The sequence below is a fragment of the Nonomuraea sp. NPDC050556 genome (assembly GCF_044457355.1).
In the GTDB taxonomy this organism is placed as follows: domain Bacteria; phylum Actinomycetota; class Actinomycetes; order Streptosporangiales; family Streptosporangiaceae; genus Nonomuraea.
Genome location: NZ_JBITGU010000003.1, coordinates 1426866 through 1442826, shown reverse-complemented (window position 1 = coordinate 1442826; position 15961 = coordinate 1426866). Strand labels below are relative to the sequence as shown.

Annotated in this window: 15 protein-coding genes and 3 tRNA genes; 7 read left to right on the top strand and 11 right to left on the bottom strand. The window is 71.2% G+C overall.

What is annotated here, in order from left to right; all coding sequences use genetic code 11:
- Window positions 1-5 precede the first annotated feature (5 nt).
- Window positions 6-1742: a hypothetical protein gene (locus ACIBG8_RS35705; protein WP_397347515.1), complete on the top strand. Its 1737-nt coding sequence runs from the start codon at window positions 6-8 to the stop codon at window positions 1740-1742.
- A 5-nt stretch (window positions 1743-1747) separates the two neighbouring features.
- On the opposite strand, the gene dusB is transcribed toward ACIBG8_RS35705, so the two are convergent.
- On the bottom strand, window positions 1748-2857 hold the full coding sequence (dusB, locus tag ACIBG8_RS35700) for a tRNA dihydrouridine synthase DusB (protein ID WP_397347514.1): 1110 nt from the start codon (window positions 2855-2857) through the stop codon (window positions 1748-1750).
- 82 nt (window positions 2858-2939) lie between these two features.
- Here dusB and ACIBG8_RS35695 point away from each other — a divergent pair, with 82 nt between their 5' ends.
- The 4 genes from ACIBG8_RS35695 to ACIBG8_RS35680 all read left to right on the top strand — a co-directional run bounded on the left by ACIBG8_RS35695 (window position 2940) and on the right by ACIBG8_RS35680 (window position 3874).
- The gene (locus ACIBG8_RS35695; RefSeq protein ID WP_397347513.1) at window positions 2940-3584 is read left to right on the top strand and encodes an ACT domain-containing protein; all 645 of its coding nucleotides are present in this window, start codon (window positions 2940-2942) and stop codon (window positions 3582-3584) included.
- A gap of 53 nt (window positions 3585-3637) precedes the next feature.
- Window positions 3638-3709, top strand: a tRNA-Gly gene (locus ACIBG8_RS35690).
- A 4-nt stretch (window positions 3710-3713) separates the two neighbouring features.
- Window positions 3714-3787, top strand: a tRNA-Cys gene (locus tag ACIBG8_RS35685).
- Window positions 3788-3799: 12 nt separating this feature from the next.
- Window positions 3800-3874 (top strand) — tRNA-Val (locus tag ACIBG8_RS35680).
- A 36-nt stretch (window positions 3875-3910) separates the two neighbouring features.
- On the opposite strand, the gene ACIBG8_RS35675 is transcribed toward ACIBG8_RS35680, so the two are convergent.
- Together ACIBG8_RS35675 and ACIBG8_RS35670 are read right to left on the bottom strand one after the other, a co-directional pair.
- Window positions 3911-4612: a maleylpyruvate isomerase family mycothiol-dependent enzyme gene (locus ACIBG8_RS35675; RefSeq protein ID WP_397347512.1), complete on the bottom strand. Its 702-nt coding sequence runs from the start codon at window positions 4610-4612 to the stop codon at window positions 3911-3913.
- Window positions 4609-5217, bottom strand: coding sequence for a TetR/AcrR family transcriptional regulator (locus tag ACIBG8_RS35670; RefSeq protein ID WP_397347511.1), 609 nt, complete (start codon window positions 5215-5217; stop codon window positions 4609-4611). Before ACIBG8_RS35670 ends, ACIBG8_RS35675 begins: the two co-directional genes overlap by 4 nt.
- A gap of 191 nt (window positions 5218-5408) precedes the next feature.
- Here ACIBG8_RS35670 and ACIBG8_RS35665 point away from each other — a divergent pair, with 191 nt between their 5' ends.
- The gene (locus ACIBG8_RS35665) at window positions 5409-6221 is read left to right on the top strand and encodes an SAM-dependent methyltransferase (RefSeq protein WP_397347510.1); all 813 of its coding nucleotides are present in this window, start codon (window positions 5409-5411) and stop codon (window positions 6219-6221) included.
- Here the strand turns inward: ACIBG8_RS35665 and ACIBG8_RS35660 are convergent.
- The 7 genes from ACIBG8_RS35660 to ACIBG8_RS35630 are packed head-to-tail and all read right to left on the bottom strand — an operon-like array spanning window position 6218 to window position 14176.
- A complete protein-coding gene (locus ACIBG8_RS35660; protein WP_397347509.1) occupies window positions 6218-7582 on the bottom strand; it encodes an amidase in 1365 nt (454 codons plus the stop codon). The two genes, ACIBG8_RS35665 and ACIBG8_RS35660, sit on opposite strands and share 4 nt — an antisense overlap.
- 13 nt (window positions 7583-7595) lie before the next feature.
- The gene (locus ACIBG8_RS35655; RefSeq protein ID WP_397347508.1) at window positions 7596-8327 is read right to left on the bottom strand and encodes an ABC transporter ATP-binding protein; all 732 of its coding nucleotides are present in this window, start codon (window positions 8325-8327) and stop codon (window positions 7596-7598) included.
- Window positions 8324-9217: an ABC transporter ATP-binding protein gene (locus ACIBG8_RS35650; protein WP_397347507.1), complete on the bottom strand. Its 894-nt coding sequence runs from the start codon at window positions 9215-9217 to the stop codon at window positions 8324-8326. The genes ACIBG8_RS35655 and ACIBG8_RS35650 overlap by 4 nt, the downstream gene beginning before the upstream one ends.
- Before the next feature lie 2 nt (window positions 9218-9219).
- Window positions 9220-10053 carry an ABC transporter permease gene (locus ACIBG8_RS35645; protein ID WP_397347506.1) on the bottom strand — a complete coding sequence of 278 codons (834 nt, stop codon included), beginning with the start codon at window positions 10051-10053 and terminating at the stop codon, window positions 9220-9222.
- The gene (locus tag ACIBG8_RS35640) at window positions 10050-10976 is read right to left on the bottom strand and encodes an ABC transporter permease (protein WP_397347505.1); all 927 of its coding nucleotides are present in this window, start codon (window positions 10974-10976) and stop codon (window positions 10050-10052) included. Before ACIBG8_RS35640 ends, ACIBG8_RS35645 begins: the two co-directional genes overlap by 4 nt.
- A complete protein-coding gene (locus ACIBG8_RS35635) occupies window positions 10973-12568 on the bottom strand; it encodes an ABC transporter substrate-binding protein (RefSeq protein WP_397347504.1) in 1596 nt (531 codons plus the stop codon). The genes ACIBG8_RS35640 and ACIBG8_RS35635 overlap by 4 nt, the downstream gene beginning before the upstream one ends.
- Window positions 12569-12571: 3 nt before the next feature.
- The gene (locus ACIBG8_RS35630; protein ID WP_397347503.1) at window positions 12572-14176 is read right to left on the bottom strand and encodes an amidohydrolase; all 1605 of its coding nucleotides are present in this window, start codon (window positions 14174-14176) and stop codon (window positions 12572-12574) included.
- A 103-nt stretch (window positions 14177-14279) separates the two neighbouring features.
- On the opposite strand from ACIBG8_RS35630, the gene ACIBG8_RS35625 reads away from it, so the two are divergent.
- Window positions 14280-14957: a TetR/AcrR family transcriptional regulator gene (locus tag ACIBG8_RS35625; RefSeq protein WP_397347502.1), complete on the top strand. Its 678-nt coding sequence runs from the start codon at window positions 14280-14282 to the stop codon at window positions 14955-14957.
- On the opposite strand, the gene ACIBG8_RS35620 is transcribed toward ACIBG8_RS35625, so the two are convergent.
- On the bottom strand, window positions 14935-15888 hold the full coding sequence (locus ACIBG8_RS35620) for a hypothetical protein (RefSeq protein ID WP_397347501.1): 954 nt from the start codon (window positions 15886-15888) through the stop codon (window positions 14935-14937). The genes ACIBG8_RS35625 and ACIBG8_RS35620 overlap by 23 nt on opposite strands.
- Window positions 15889-15961 lie beyond the last annotated feature (73 nt).

Here is a 15961-nt window from a genome sequence, read left to right as displayed (position 1 = left end):
GCGGCATGGGGCTCAGGCGGTGGTTGCTGGCGTTATGCATCCTCGTGGCCGGGATCGGGGGCGGCGTCGCGTTGCGCGCCTACCGGCAGGCCCCGGCCCCTCCCTCCGCAGCGCCGGTCAGCGACCTCGGCAGGCGCATCCCGCTCGGTCCCTCGCCCGACGGGCCGTGGCTGATCGTCCAGGCGACCGGGTGCGGCTACCCCAACTACGCGGGCGGGCGGCCCCATCCCGACCGGCAGACCTGCCGCCCCATCGTGCTCCTCGGCAACCGGGGACCCACCGACCTGCGGATCTCGCCCGGCTTCCTCACCCTGATCGACGACCGGGGCGACCCACACGCCGCGGTGCGCGACACTCGCGAGCCGCTCCTGCTCGCTGCGGGCGCCCGCCTGGCCGACCCCGGCTTCAAGTACGGCCTGCCGAAGGAGCGCACGGCGGTCAGGCTGGAAGGGGTGCCGCTGGCGGGCGGGCCCAGGATCGTCGTCCGCCTCGGTCCCGACCCGGCCGCCGGACCCTTCCGCATGGCCACGGCCATGGCCTGTGACGACGCGGCGATCGCCGACCCGAACGGCCAGATCGCCCAGACGACCGGTTCCGGCGCGTTGTGGAACCTCGACCGCACCCCGCCCGCCGGCGGGACCGGGGTCGTGGTGGGCGGCGGGACCGGTGACCTGTCCTTCGTGCCCGGAGCGCTGGCCAGGGCGGACATCGACGGCGACGGCTGCGCCGACCTGGTGGTCGGCAGCCCGCACACCGGGCACCTTGCGAGCGACGCCGGTGGCGGGGCCGTCGTGCGGTGGGGCGGCAGCCCGAACTCGACGACCCCGCTGGTCCCCGCGTCGCCGTCGAGCCGCCAGGGCGCCGAGCCTGGGCGGCGCTTCGGCTGGTCGGTCGCGGCAGCCGCTGGAACGGTCGCGGTCGGCGCGCCGTACGAGGACGATCCGGCGGCGGCCGACGCCGGGGCGGTCTACGTGTTCACCTTCGACGGGCGCACGCCGCGCCCCGCCAGGCGGATCAGCCAGGACTCCCCCGACGTCAAGGGCAACAGCGAGCCCGGCGACCTGTTCGGCTGGTCGGTGGCGCTCGGGCGGCTCGACGAGGACGCGGGCGTCGACCTGGCGGTCGGCGCGCCGTACGAGAACAACGACGGTCCCGGCGCCCAGAGCGGCCCCGAGGTGGGCGCCGACGCGGGGGCGGCCACCGTCATCTCCCTGGCCACGGGCCGGAGCACCCAGTACCGGCCGACCGCGGGCAGCCTGTACGGCTACGCGATGGCGGCCGGTGACGGCACGCTGGCCGTGGGCGCGCCGGGCGGTGCGGGCGCGGTCGACCTCGTGTCCGCCGGCCTGCGGCCCCGCACCCTGCATCCGCCCGTCGGGGGCGGGTCCTTCGGGTTCTCCGTGGCGATGAGCGGGTGGGAGGTGGCGATCGGCATGCCGGAAGCCGCCGCCGTCATCCGCGTGGACACCGCCACCGGGCGGGAGCGCGTGCTCAGGAGCGGGCAACCCGACCTGTACGGCTGGGCCGTGGCGTACGCGGGTGACGGCTGGCTGCTGGCCGGCGCGCCCGACCACGGCGCGACCGGAGCGGCGGCACTGGTCTCTCCCGAGGGGGCGCAGCGATGGCTGGCGCCCGGCGACGGGACCGTCCCGCTACCGTCGAGCTCCGACCCGGCGCCGGGCCGCAAGCTCAGGACCTTCGAACGCGGCACCGCCGTGGACTTCGGGGCCGTCCTCGCCTGAGGTGGTCAGCCGCCGGAGATGTCGGATTCGGCGTCTTCCGTGACGACGCCGTCGTACGGGTCGTCCAGCCACCCCTCGGGCAGGTGGACGCGGTCGCGTTCGCCCGACTTGCCGCGCGGCGTGTCGGTGTTCGGCGGCCAGGGCTGCGACGCGTCCAGCTTGGCCAGGCTCTCGCGCAGCCCGTCCAGCGACTCAGCCGTGGCCAGCTCCCGCCGCAGCTCCGACCCCACGGTGAACCCCTTGAGGTACCACCCGACGTGCTTGCGGAAGTCGGCGATCGCATACCGCTCGATGTCGAAGCACTCGGTCAGCCCCTCCGCGTGGCGGGCCATCACCGAGGCCACCTCGCCCAGCGTCGGCGTCGCCCGCTCGGTGGAGCCGTTGAAGGCGTTCTCCAGGTCCCTGAACAGCCACGGCCGCCCCAGGCACCCGCGGCCCACGACGACCCCGTCACACCCGGTGCGCTCGACCATGCGCAACGCGTCGTCCGCGCTCCAGATGTCGCCGTTGCCCAGCACCGGCACCTCCTGCACCGCGTCCTTCAACCGCGCGATCGACTCCCAGTCCGCCACGCCGCCGTAGTGCTGCTTCGCCGTACGGGCGTGGAGGGCCACCGCGGCGACCCCCTCCTCCACCGCGATGCGCCCCGCGTCGAGATAGGTCAGGTGGTCGTCGTCGATGCCCTTGCGCATCTTCATCGTCACCGGCAGCGGCCCCGCGTTCGCGACCGCCTGGCGCAGGATCGACCGCAGCAGGTTCCTCTTGTACGGCAGGGCAGAACCGCCCCCGCGCCGGGTCACCTTGGGCACCGGGCAGCCGAAGTTGAGGTCGATGTGATCGGCGAGGTCCTCCTCGGCGATCATCTTCACCGCGCGCCCCACGATCACCGGGTCCACGCCGTACAGCTGGATGCTCCTGGGCTTCTCGCTCTCGGCGAACCTGATCATCTTGAGCGTCTTGGGGTTGCGCTCCACCAGTGCCCGCGTCGTGATCATCTCGCACACGAACAGCCCGGCGCCCTGCTCACGGCAGAGCACGCGGAACGCGGGGTTGGTGATGCCCGCCATCGGCGCCAGCACGACCGGCGGCCACACCTCAATCGGCCCAATCTTCACTCCCACAGTATTAGCGCACGAAGGCCCCCGAGCGTTATTCGCGGATAGGCTGTGACCTGGTATCGACAGGGGAGGCGACGGGATGCTGCTGCGACTGCGGATCGCGCTGCCCGACAAACCAGGCTCGCTCGGCCAGGTGACGCGCGCCCTCGGAGCGGCGGGAGCCGACATCACCCAGGTCCTCGTCCTCGACCGCGGCGCGGGCAGGGCGGTCGACGACATCACCGTCTTCTGCCCGGACACCACCTCCAAGGGCGACCTGGTGAGCGCGCTGGAGAGCGTGCAGGGCGTGGCCGTGGAAGGCGTCTGGACGACGCGCGAGGCGCCGGGCACCTACCCCGAGCTGGAGATACTGAAATACATCGCCACCGCGGGCGACCGCGCGCTGGCCACCCTGATCGACTCGATGCCGGTGCTGTTCAGCGCCGACTGGGCGGCAGCGGGCACCGAGAAGGAGCCGCGCACGCTCGTCTACTCCAGCTGGCGCGCCCCGCAGGACGTGCCGCTGCCCGACGCCACCCCGCCCAGGCCGGTCGCCTCGACGCTGGAGGGCGGGCTGCACATCATCAGCGCGCCCCTGCCGCCGCTCGCGCTGACCCTGCTGCTGGCCCGGTCGGAAGGTCCCGCTTTCCACCGCATCGAGGTGCACCGGCTCACCAGGATCCTGGAGATCTTCCTGACCCTGCCGTCCACCGAGCGCAGCGTGGCGCGACAGCTGCGCAAGTGAGCATCCGGTCGGAAAACCCGCTAGAGTTTTCCTTGTCGCCGCGAGGCGGCAGCGCGGAAGTGGCTCAGTGGTAGAGCATCACCTTGCCAAGGTGAGGGTCGCGGGTTCGAATCCCGTCTTCCGCTCTACGGTGGAGTGGCCGAGAGGCGAGGCAGCGGCCTGCAAAGCCGTCCACACGGGTTCAAATCCCGTCTCCACCTCCAGTTTTACAGCTCGGACGATTAGCTCAGCGGGAGAGCACTTCCCTGACACGGAAGGGGTCACAGGTTCAATCCCTGTATCGTCCACCAGCGAAACCCCAGGCCCACAGCCTGGGGTTTTTCTTTTCAGAACGGCACGGCCTGGGTGAGCAGCCCCTCGCCTGAGCCGCGCCCCGACAGGATCCTGCAGAACTCGACGGCGTCCACGACGATCTCCTCGCCGCCCTGTCCCCCCTCGAACGTCCCGCCCGCAGGGCCGATGAGCGTCAGCTTGTACGGCCTGCCGTGGCGTCTGGCCCATTCGGCCACCACGCCCGCCACGATCGCCCCGTCGTGCTCGGCGGTGAGCACCGGCTTGCGTCCCGTCGCGCGACTGACGTCGATCCGGTGCATCCAGGTGTCGCGGGTGAGGATGATGTCGAACAGGTAGCCCAGCCGCCACGTCTCCTTCACCCCGTCCACCTCGGTCGGCATCGGCATGAGCCGCAGCGGCGCGGGCAGCCTGCCGCGCGAGCGGGCGCCGCGCGGGGCGGCGCCGTCCAGCCGGTCCAGGAGCTGCTCGACGGTGAGCGAGGCGCGCTCGGCGACCTGCACCTCGGTCATGCCGTCGATCGCCGGCCGGTCACCGGCCGCCTTGCCGCCCGCCCTGACCACGTGCACGAACTCGCGGACCGAGCAGGTGAACTCCATCATGCCGAGCACGTGCGCGGCCATCGCCCGCACGTCCCAGGCGGGGCAGTCGGTCTGCCTGGTCCAGTCCTGGGGTTCGAGCGAGCGGGCGAGCTCGGCGAATCTCTGGTTCTCCGTCGCTGCCTGGGTGATGTTCACGGTTCATCACTCGCCTTCCGGCGTTCGGAGATGTGCGCGAAGTACATCTCCACGGCTTCGTCGACCAGGCGGGTCCAGCGGGTGCCGCCTGGTTCGTTGGAGATCTGCTGGGCGGTCAGTCCTGCGCCGACCGCGGTCAGCAGGTCGAGGGACCCCTCGTCGGTGATGCCGATCTCGGCGAGCTGGCGCCGCATCCTGTCGAGCCCGGCCACCGACAGGGCGAACGTCTCCGGCGTCGGTTCGAAGCCGGGGATCGTGCGCTGGTACAGCAGCTGGTAGCGGACCGGGTTGTCGGTGCAGAAGCTCACGAAGTAGCGCATGCCGATCTTGAGGTCGGTGAGCGGGTCGCCGGTGAACGTCAGGGCGTCGTGCCCCTGGAGGAACTCCCTGCAGCCCTGGGCGAACATCGCATCGTAGATCGCGTGTTTGGAGGCGAAGTAGGAGTAGAGGGACGGCGCCCGCATGCCGACGGCGCGCGCCACATCACGCAACGTCAGCCCGGCCAGGCCTTCCGTCCCCGCGATCCGCCACGCCACTTCGAGGATCTCCGCCTTGGTGCCCTCATGGCGTTCGGATCTTCTATCCCTGATCGGTTCTCCTAACATAGTTAGACCATCTCACCCGCCGACTCCCCCGTCAAGACACAACCCCCATGAAGACCCGCCCCTCACCCCTCGAAAGACCTTCGCGAAGAGAGGAAGGGCCGTCCGGTCCGGCGCTCTGAGAGGGGCGGTGGCGTTGACACCTGACTGCTGGCGGATCAGGATCGACTACCCCCGATCGAGCGAAGGCTGCGATGAGCTCAGACGAAGAGGCGCCCCCAGGAGTGGACTCGCGGACGCCGAGCATGGCCCGCATGTACGACTACGCCCTGGGCGGCAAGGACAACTTCGCCGCCGACCGGGCAGCCGTGGAGAAGCTGTTCGGCATGTCCCCGGAGAACAGGTTCGTCCCCCTGGCCAACCGCCGTTTCCTCGGGCGGGCCGTGAAATACGTGGCCAGGCAAGGCGTCACGCAGTTCGTGGATCTGGGGGCGGGGCTGCCCAGCCAGGGCAACGTGCACGAGGTCGCCAAGCAGGTCCGCTCGGACGCCCGGGTCGTCTACGTGGACCACGATCCGGTGGTCGCCATCCACGCCAGAGTGCTCCTCGCCTCCGACGACCCGACCGTGGCTGTGGTCCAGGAAGACGTACGGCGACCGGAAACGATCCTCGCCCACCCCGAGGTGGAAAGGCTGATCGACTTCGCCGAGCCCGTGTGCGTGCTCTTCGTCTCCGTCCTGCACGGCATCACCGAGGCCGAGGACCCGGCGCGCATCGTCAGGGAGTTCGCCGAGCGCATGGCGCCGGGCAGCTACCTGATCCTGTCCCACCTCACCCGCGAGGGCCACCCGGAGGACCTGGTACGCAAGAAGGAGGAGGTCTTCGCCAAGTCCGCGACGCCGTTCTCCTACAGGAGCCGCGACGAGATCCTCCGCTACTTCGACGGCTTCGACCTGGTGGAGCCCGGCCTGACCACGGTGACCGAGTGGCGGGCCGACGAGGTCGAGCTGGGGCTGGAGGCCGCCGGAGCCTGGTGGCTCGGCGGCGTGGGCCACAAACCCAGCTAGAGGCGCGCGAACGGCAGAGCCGCCTCCAGCGCGGTGGCGAGCCGGAACACCGTGACGTCGTCGTACGTGCGCCCGACGAGCTGCACCCCCGTCGGCACGCCGTTCTGCGCCACCCCGGACGGCACCGACAGCACCGGGCACCGGCTGGCGATGTTGAACGGCAACGTCATCGTCCCCAGCATGTAGTGCCCCATCTCCCCGCACACCGGCAACGGCCCGCCGTCGTGCTCGGCCGGGAACCCCGTCGAGGCCGTCGTCGGGCAGAGCAACGCGTCGTAGCTCTCCAGCAGCTCACCCAGCGGCCGGTACAGCTCGCCCTCCAGCGACAACCCGTCGTGGTAACTCAGCGAGGACCGGATCGCGGCGAAGTCACGCGTGTAGGAGCACAGCAGCTCCTCATCAGCGTCGCCCACCGACGCGCTGAAGATGGCCGCGAAGTGCGCGTCGGCCGCCGCCATGATCTGCTCCCTCGTCCACGGCAGCTCCACCTCCTCCACCACGGCCCCCGCCGTACGCAGCGCCTCGGCCGCCGCGAGCGTGTTGGCCACCACGGCGGGCTCCACCAGGTAGTCGCCGAGCGTCACCGACAGCGCGACCCGCATCCCCCGCACGTCCCCGTCCAGCGGCGGCAACGTCAGCTTGGGACGCAGCGAGACCACGTCCCACGGGTGCGGCCCCGCGATGACGTTCTGCAGCAGCGCGACGTCGGCGACCGTACGCGCCATGGGCCCGTCGTGGCAGTACTGGTCGAGGTTGAACGGCGGCAGCGCGGGCACCCGGCCGAACGGCGGCTTGAACCCCACCACCCCGCAGAACGAGGCGGGAATGCGGATCGACCCGCCGATGTCCGACCCGGTGGCCAGCAACGACGTCCCGGCCGCCAGCGAAGCGCCGGACCCGCCGGACGAGCCGCCCGGCGAGAACGAGGGGTTCCACGGGTTGCGCGTCACGCCCCACAACCGGCTGTGGGTGAAGGCCGCGCAGCTGAACTCGGGGGTCGCCGTGCGGGCGTGCACGATGCCGCCCGCCTCGGCGATCCTCGTCACGATCGGGTGGGTGACGTCGGCGACGGTGCCCTTGAGCAGGAGCGAACCCTCCTCGTGGGTACGGCCGGCGATCGGCTGCTCCTCCTTGACCGCGACCGGGATGCCTTCGAGCGGCCTGGCCGTACCCCGCAGGAAGGCGGTCTCGGCGCGGCGGGCCGCCTCCATCGCGGAGTCGTAGAGCTCCTCGGTGAACGCGTTCACCACGGGCTCGATCGAGGCGGCGCGGGCGATGACCGCTTCAAGCAGCTCGACGGGGGACAGCGAGCGCTCGGTCATGCGGGCGTGCGCCTCGGTGGCGCTCAGGTCGTGCGGCAAGGCGGTGAGCCCTTCAGTGCGGGACGGAGTCGAGGAGGAGCTGGGTGTAGGGGTGTTCCGGCGCGGTCAGGACGCGCGCGGTGGGTCCTGACTCGACGATGCGGCCGTGCCGCATGACGGCCACCTGGTCGGTGACGCATCCGACGACGGCCAGGTCGTGGGTGATGAAGAGGTACGACACGTCGCCGGACGCCCGGATGTCGGCGAGCAGCCCGAGGATCTGCGCCTGCACCGACACGTCGAGGGCGGCGACCGCCTCGTCGAGGACGAGCACGCGCGGCCTGACCGCGAGGGCCCTGGCGATGGCGACACGCTGGCGCTGGCCGCCGGACAGCTCCCTGGGCAGCGCGCCCGCCTCCCGCTGGCCGAGCCCGACCTGGTCGAGCAGCTCGGCCACCCGCGGGGCGTGCGGCTCGCGGGGGAAGTGCAGCCGCAGGACCTCGGTCAGTGCCTCGCGTACGGCGAGCCGCGGGTCGAGCGAGCCGAACGGGTCCTGGAACACGATCTGGATCAGCCGCGCCCTGGCCTTCCGGTCGAGCACGGCCAGCGGCGTGCCGGCGACGAGCACGGTCCCGGCGTCTGGCCGTTCGAGCCCGAGCAGGAGCCGCGCCGTGGTGGTCTTGCCTGAGCCGGACTCCCCGACGAGTCCGAGCGAGCCTCCGGCGGCCAGGTCGAAGGAGACATCGTCCACCGCGGCCACGGCGCCGTAGCGTCGCCGCAGACCGCGTACCTCGAGATCGTTCATGGGAGAGCCTTCACGCAGGCGACCCCGTCGACGAGCGGCGGGGGCGCGGCCGTACAGATGTCCATCACGTGCGGGCAGCGAGGGGCGAACGGGCAGCCGGGAAACGCGGTGAGCAGGTCGGGCGGGCGGCCCGGGATGGGCGGCGGCAGGACGCCGAGGTCGGTCACGCGCGGGGTGGCGGCCAGGAGACCGGCCGTGTAGGGGTGGCGCGGGTGGGACAGCGTGCAGGACTCCATGATGCGGCCCGCGTACATCACGTACACGCGGTCGCAGATCATCGACGCCAGCTCCAGGTCGTGCGTGATGAACAACATCCCAGAAGAGGCCCGCACCTCGCGCAGCAGCCGGATGATCTCCGCCTGCGTGGTGACGTCGAGCGCGGTCGTCGGCTCGTCGGCCAGCAGCAGCCGCGGCTTCCCCGCCAGCGCCGCCGCGATCACCACCCGCTGCAACATCCCGCCGGACAGCTCGTGCGGATACTGCCGCAGGTGCCGTTCCGACAACCCGACCTGCTCCAGCAGCTCGACGGAACGCTCACGCGCGGCGGAACGCGACAACCCCATGGTCTCGGCGAGAAACGCGCCCACCCGGCGGAACGGACCGATCGCCGCCCGCGGATCCTGGTAGATCATGGCCGCCGAGTGCATCCGGTGCTCGCGCAAGGCGGCGGGAGCCATGGTGAGCACGTCGGCCCCGTCGAAGAGGATCTGCCCGGAGACGGCTGCCGGCGGGAGCAGCCCGAGCACCGCGCGGGCGGTCAGCGACTTGCCCGACCCCGACTCCCCCACCAGCCCGACCGTCTCACCGGGCTCCACCCGCAGCGACACGTCGTCGAGCGCCGGACGGGCCGTGCGCGGGAGCCGTACGGACAACGCGGAGATCTCCAGCACGGTCACCTCCTGGAGACGCGGTCGGCGAGGCTCTCGCCGACGATGTTGAAGGCGATCACGCTGACCACGATGGCCAGGCCGGGCACCAGGATCGGGCCGAGCGCGCCCTGCAGCACCGCCGTCTGCCCCTCGTTGATCATGGCTCCCCAGTCGGCGGCCGGAGGCTGCACGCCGAGCCCGAGGAAGGCCAGCCCGGCCAGGTCGAGCAGCGCGTAACCGAAGTTGATCGTGGACTGCGCCAGGATCACCGGCGCGATGTTGGGCAGCAGGTGGCGCACGCACACGGCCAGGCCGCCGAACCCGAGCGCCCGGTAGGCGGCGATGTAGGGACGGCCCATCTCCGCCCTGGCCACGCCGCGCACCAGCCGCCCGACGAACGGCGTGTACGCCACGGCCAGCGTGATCATGGGACCGACCTGGCCCGGGCCGTACATGGCGACGACCAGCATCGCCAGCAGCAACCCGGGGAAGGCGAAGATCAGCTCCATGGACCGCGACAGCGCCGCGTCCACCCAGCCGCCGTGCCAGGCGGCGACCAGCCCGGCGACCACGCCGAGCACCGTCGACAGGACGACCACGCCGAGCGGCCCGAGCAGCCCGGTCCGCGCGCCGTAGATCACCCGGGAGAACAGGTCGCGCCCCGAGGCGTCCGCGCCGAGCAGGTGGTCGGCCGAGGGACCGGCCAGCGAGGCGGACAGGTCCATGGCGTCAGGGTCGGCCGGCGCGATGAGCGGGGCGAGCACGGCGGCCAGCACCAGCAGCGCGATGACCACCAGGGCCGTCGTCCTGAGCCTGTCGCCCCTGATCCTGATGCCCCTGAGCACGAGGGCCGTCATGTCCGCACCCTCGGGTCGGCGAGCGGGGCCAGCAGGTCGACCACCAGGTTGGCCAGCACGAACACCGCCACGGTCAGCAACGTCAGCGCCTGCACCACGGGGAAGTCCTTGACCGTCACCGAGTACTGCAGGAGCTGGCCCAGCCCGTTGACCCCGAACGTGGTCTCCACCAGCACCGTCGAGACCAGCAGTCCTGGCACGAGCAGCCCGCCGTACGTGAGCGTCACGGTCATCGCGCCGCGCAGCACGTGCCTGCGCACGATCACCGGCTCGGGCACGCCGCGCCCGCGCGCGACCGTGACGTGCTCCTGGCCGAGCTGGTCGATCATCGCCGTGCGCGACACCCTGGCCAGCACCCCGGCGAAGGTGAGCGCCAGCGCGACGGCGGGCAGCACGAGGTGGTGCAGCCGGTCGGCGAACCCCTCCCCCGCGCCGATGGACGGGAACCAGCCCAGGTTCACCGAGAACACCACGATGAGGACGAACCCCAGCACGAACGACGGGGTCGCGACCGCGACCGAGCTGCCGACCAGCACCGACTTGTCCACCAGGCCCGGCCTGACCGCGCTCCACACGCCGAACGCCAGCCCGACCACCATCGTCATCACGAAGGCCAGCCCGATGAGCGACAGCGTGACCGGCACCCGGGCCGCGATCAGCGACCCCACGTCGGTGCGGAACTGCACCGAGCGCCCGAAGTCGCCGGTGAGCACCCCGCCGATCCAGTGCAGGTACTGCACGGGGAACGGGTCGTCCAGCCGGTACTGCGCCTTGATCGCCGCGATCGCCGTCGGGGTCGCCGACCGCCCGCTGAGCAGGAAGCTGGCCGGGTCGCCCGGCGCGAGCTGCAGCGCGCCGAAGACCAGGAACGACGCGACCAGGAGGATCCCGGCCATGCCCACCAGCCTTTTCAGCAGCATCATCCGGCCGCTCCCACATCGGCCGCCCACGGGTAGTACAGGTAGGAGATGCTGGTCGGCGCGCCGGTGATGCGCTTGCCGAGGAACATCACGTTGTCCAGGTCGGCCAGCGGGATCCAGGGCAGCTGGGTGGCCGCGGTTTCCTGCAGCTTGGCGGTCAGCACCGCCCGCTTGTCCCGGTCGAACTCGGCCTGCGCCTCGGCCACCAGCTTGTCGTAGGCGGGGTCCTTGAACTTCCCGTAGTTCTCGAACTGCGTCGACTCGAACAGCCCGTACAGCTCCAGCGGGTCGGTGGCCGACAGGTACCACATGGTCGGGAACAGGTCGATGCCCTTGCGCGCCTCCGGGTCGGAGAACAGCGCGGTGTAGGCGTCGGGCGCGACCATGCGCACCTCGGCGTCCAGCCCGATCTCCTTGGCCGCCGCCTGCACCGCGTTGGACATCACCGGGAACTCCGGCGCGACGCTGGAGGTGGCGATCACGATCTTCTTGCCCTGCGCGCCAGCCTCGGCGATGAGCTTCTTCGCGCCCTCGACGTCCCGCTTGACCGGCGGGGAGGACGGCCTGGCGTTCGGCACGTTGCGCCACGCCTCGACCGGGGCGGGCACCATGGTCGCCTTGCTGTACTCGCCGAGCGCCGCCTTGACCAGGCCCTCCCGGTCGATCGCCATCGACAGCGCCTGCCGTACCTTGACGTCGGCCAGCGTGCCCTGGTTCATGTCGGACACGATGAGGTCGGCGGTGGTCAGGTTCGGGCCGCCGTAGACGGTGCCCGCGCCCGAGGAGCGCAGGCGCGCGACGGAACTGGCCGGGATCAGGTAGCCGCCGTCCGCCTCGCCGGTGACCAGCGCGTTGGTACGCGCGGCCGGGTCGGGCACGAAGCGGAAGGTCACCTTGCCCGACAGCGCCTTCTTGCCCCAGTAGCCGTCGAACCGGTCGAGCTGGATGGACTGGCCCTTGGTCCAGGTGCCGAGCTTGAACGGGCCGGTGCAGTCGAGCGCGCCGTCGGAGGTGCCGAACGTCTTTTTCTTGAGCGCGGCGGCGCTGGCGATGGTGCCGGGTGAGGCGCCCATCTCCAGGTTGAACAGCGCGTCCGGCTGGTTGAGCGCGACCGTCACCTGCATCGGGCCGGTCTTGGTGATCGACTTGACGTTGCGGTAGGTGGAGACCCAGTAGGAGCCGACCTTCTCGTCCATGTGCCGGTTCAGGCTGGCCACCACGTCGTCGGCGGTCATCTCGGCGCCGCTGTGGAACTTCACGCCCTTGCGGATCGTGTAGACGAACGTCCTGTCATCGGGCCTGTCGACCTTCTCGGCCAGGCCCGGCTCCTCCTTCAGGTCAGGGGTCCAGCGCATGAGGCTCTCGCAGACGTTGGAGAGGATCATGTTCTGCGGGTAGTCGAAGGCGTAGACGTAGTCGAGGGTGGGCGGCTCGGCGTAGGAGACCCAGGTGAAGCCGTCGATCTCGCCTTTGGCCGCCGGGGTGTCCGAGCTGAGGGTCTTGGCCGAGGGGCTGGGCGCCGCGCTCTTCTGCGCGCCGCCGCACGCCGTACAAGCCAGAGCCAGTACGGCTACGGCCGTCAGGAGTTGTCTCATCTGTCACGCCTTCCTGGAGTGAACGAGTTCGCCCTGGACGTAGGTCGCGGCCACCTGGGTGGCGAAGATCTCCTCGGGCGGCCCGGCGAAGGGGTCGCGGTCCAGCACCACCAGGTCCGCGTACTTGCCCGCCTCGACCGTGCCGGTGACGTCGTCGAGGTGGTTGATCCAGGCGCTGCCCGCCGTGTACGCGGTGAGCGCCTGCGCCAGCGTGAGCGCCTGCTCGGGGAGCAGCGGCTCCTTGTCCGTCTCGCCCGGCCCCTGCCGGTTGACGGCGACGTGGATGCCCCAGAGCGGGTTGGGGCTGGACACCGACCAGTCGCTCCCCGCGACCAGCCGCGCGCCCTCGCGGTGGAGGTCGCCGAAGGGGTACTGGAGCCTTGACCGCTCCTCCCCCAGGAAGGGGATGGTCAGCTCGTCCATCTGCGGCTCGTGCGAGGCCCACAGCGCCTGGATGTTGGCCGCCGCGCCGAGCTGGGCGAAGCGCGGGACGTCGTCGGGGTGCACGACCTGCAGGTGCGCCAGATGGTGCCGGTTGTCGTTGGACCCGTTGGCGGCCAGAGCCACGGCCAGCGCGTCGAGCGCCTCCCTGACCGCGCGGTCGCCCAGCGCGTGGAAGTGCACCTGGAAGCCGAGCGCGTCCAGCTCGGTGACCGCCTCGCAGAGCAGGTCGGGGTCGACGAAGCTGAGCCCGCTGTTGGCGGTGGCGCAGCCGCACCCGTCCAGGTACGGCTCCAGCATCGCGGCGGTGAAGTTCTCGGCCACGCCGTCCTGCATGATCTTGACGCTGGTGGCGGAGAAGCGGCCCTTCCTGCCGCCCCTGCGCCGCTCGACCAGCTCGGGGATCTGCTCCAGGCCGCGCTCGCGCTCCCACCACAGCGCGCCGACGACCCTGGCCTTCAGCGCGCCCTCCTCGGCCGCGCGCAGGTAGACGCCGTAGTTGTCCGGCTGTCCCGGGAAGGCGCCGACCATGGCGTCCTGCCAGCCGGTCACGCCCATCTCGAACAGGTGTTGCTGGCCCTTGAGCAGCCCTCGGTAGGCCTCGTCCAGCCCGGCCACCGGCACGTACTTGCTGACCAGCGTCATCGCGCCCTCGTGCAGCGTCCCCTGCGGGAAGCCGCCCGGCTCGCGCTCGATCCTGCCGTCCACCGGGTCGGGGGTGTCCGCGTCCAGCCCGGCCAGGCGCAGCGCGGCGCTGTTGGCCCAGGCGCCGTGGCCGTCGCGGTTCGTGAGCAGCGCGGGCCGGTCGGGCACCACCGAGTCGAGCAGCCGCCTGGACGGCGTGCCGCCGGGGAAGGCGTCCATGGACCAGCCGCCGCCCAGCACCCACTCCTGAGAGGGGTCGTAGGCGGCGATCACCCGCAGGTATCCCTCGATGGTGTGCTCGCCGGACAGGTCGCACCTGAGCATCTGGCAGCCGCCGTAGACCGGGTGCACGTGGGCGTCCTGGAAACCGGCCATGAGCAGGCCGCCGCCGAGGTCGACCACGTCGGGATCGGTGCGGTCCACGTCGCCGACCGCCACGATGCGCCCGTCGCGGACCTCGACGTCCGCCTCGATCGGAGCATCGGCGGTACCGGTGAAGACCCGCCCGTTCACGAAGATCATCGCTGAACCTTTCGCCAGTGTTGGGGAGGAGTAGACGCCAGCGCAACATAGATGTCAACACTGTTGCGCTATCCGGAGACCGAACCGATACACTGTGTGGATCATGGCGAAGACAACTGTGCGGACGAAGCGCTCTGGCAGCCAGCTCAGCCAGGAGGCGATCATCGACGCGAGCCTGCGGCTGGCCGCGCGCGGCAGTGCCGACGCCTTCACCGTGCGGCGGCTGGGCGAGGAACTCGGCGCCGACCCGACGGCGATCTACCGGCACTTCCGCGACAAGGACGAGCTCGTGCTGTCGGTGGCCGACCGGGCGTACGGCGAGGTGCTCGACGGCGTTCCCGACGGCCTGTCCTGGCAGGACCGGCTGCGCGCGCTGGCCAGGGAGTCGTTCCGGGTGGCGCTGAAATATCCGGCCGTGGCGGCCGGGACGCTCAGCAGGACGACGCGGCGGCCCAACGAGTTCAGGATCGTCGAGCTGATCCTGGGCGCGATCGCCGAGGCAGGGCTGGACGGCGCGGCCGCCGCCGTCCACTACCGGGCGTGGGGCGACGCGATGCTGGCGCACGTGGGCCAGCACGCGGCCTACGCGCTCTACGACCCGGAGATCCGGGCGGGCGACGAGGGGTCGTGGACCAGGGAATACCGTACGGTCGACCCGGTGCGCTTCCCCAGGATCACCAGGCTGAGCGCCGAGCTCGCCGCGGTGACCACGCAGCAGGTCTTCGACGTCCAGGTGGAGGCGCTGATCCTGGCGATCGCTAACGCAGGGTCGAGTGGCTGATCCGCGGCTTGCCCGAGCCGATGTAGAAGATGCCCGGGTACCCCTTCGTCTCGAAGCCCAGGCTGGGATTGCGCAGCAGCTTGGAGTCTTCGATCGCCAGGGTGCCCGTCCTGTCGTTGCTGACGAACAACATCGCCCCACCGCCTTCGTTGGCGCGGTTGTTGCGCAGCAGCGAGCCGGTGATCCGTACCGTGAAGGTGTTGCCGTCGAAGTAGAGCGCTCCGCCGTTCCCGCCGCCCGGCGTTCCCTGGCGCGGCGGGTTGGCGCCCCTGCCGATCGCGCGGTTGCCGGTGAAGACGCTGTCGCGGATGTCCCAGGACACGCCGATGCTGCTCAGCGCGCCGCCGTTCGCGCAACTGCCGCCGGTGAAGGTGCTCTTCTGTACGGTCACCGGCAGGTCGTGGTACTGGTCGAGCACGCGTAGCGCGGCGCCGCCCGCGTCCGGGCCGGTGGGCTGGCAGCGGTTGCGCACGAAGCGCGTGCCGGCCACGGTCAGCCTGCCGCCGCGCACGAAGATCGCCCCGCCGCCCTCACCGTCGGCGACGTAGCCGTCGGCGAAGGTCAGGTTCTTCACGGTGAGCTGCGGCTGGGCCTGGTCGACGCAGTGGTCGGTGGTCCAGACCTGGGCCTTGTCGCAGGTGTTCATGTACAGGACGCGGCGCTTGCCCGCGCCGCTGAGCGTCACCTTGCCGCCACCGTCGAGCACGACGCGGGCGCTGGTGTTGCGCACCTTGGCGGTGGCCTTCATGACGATGGTGACCGGCGTGGGGCCGCAGGCGAACGTGATCACACCGCCCCTGGCGACGGCTCTGACGACGGCCTCCGAGGTGCAGCTCGCGGCGGTGCCGTTGCCGACCACCTGGCCCGTGGCCGCCTGAGCGGGGGCCGGTACGGCGAGCAGGACAACCGCGGCAGTCAGCGTGAGTCGCACGCGCCGGATGCTACTCCAGGTTTCGTTACGGTTTCGGACTCTTGACAACGGAACATGTCCGACTTCATATTTT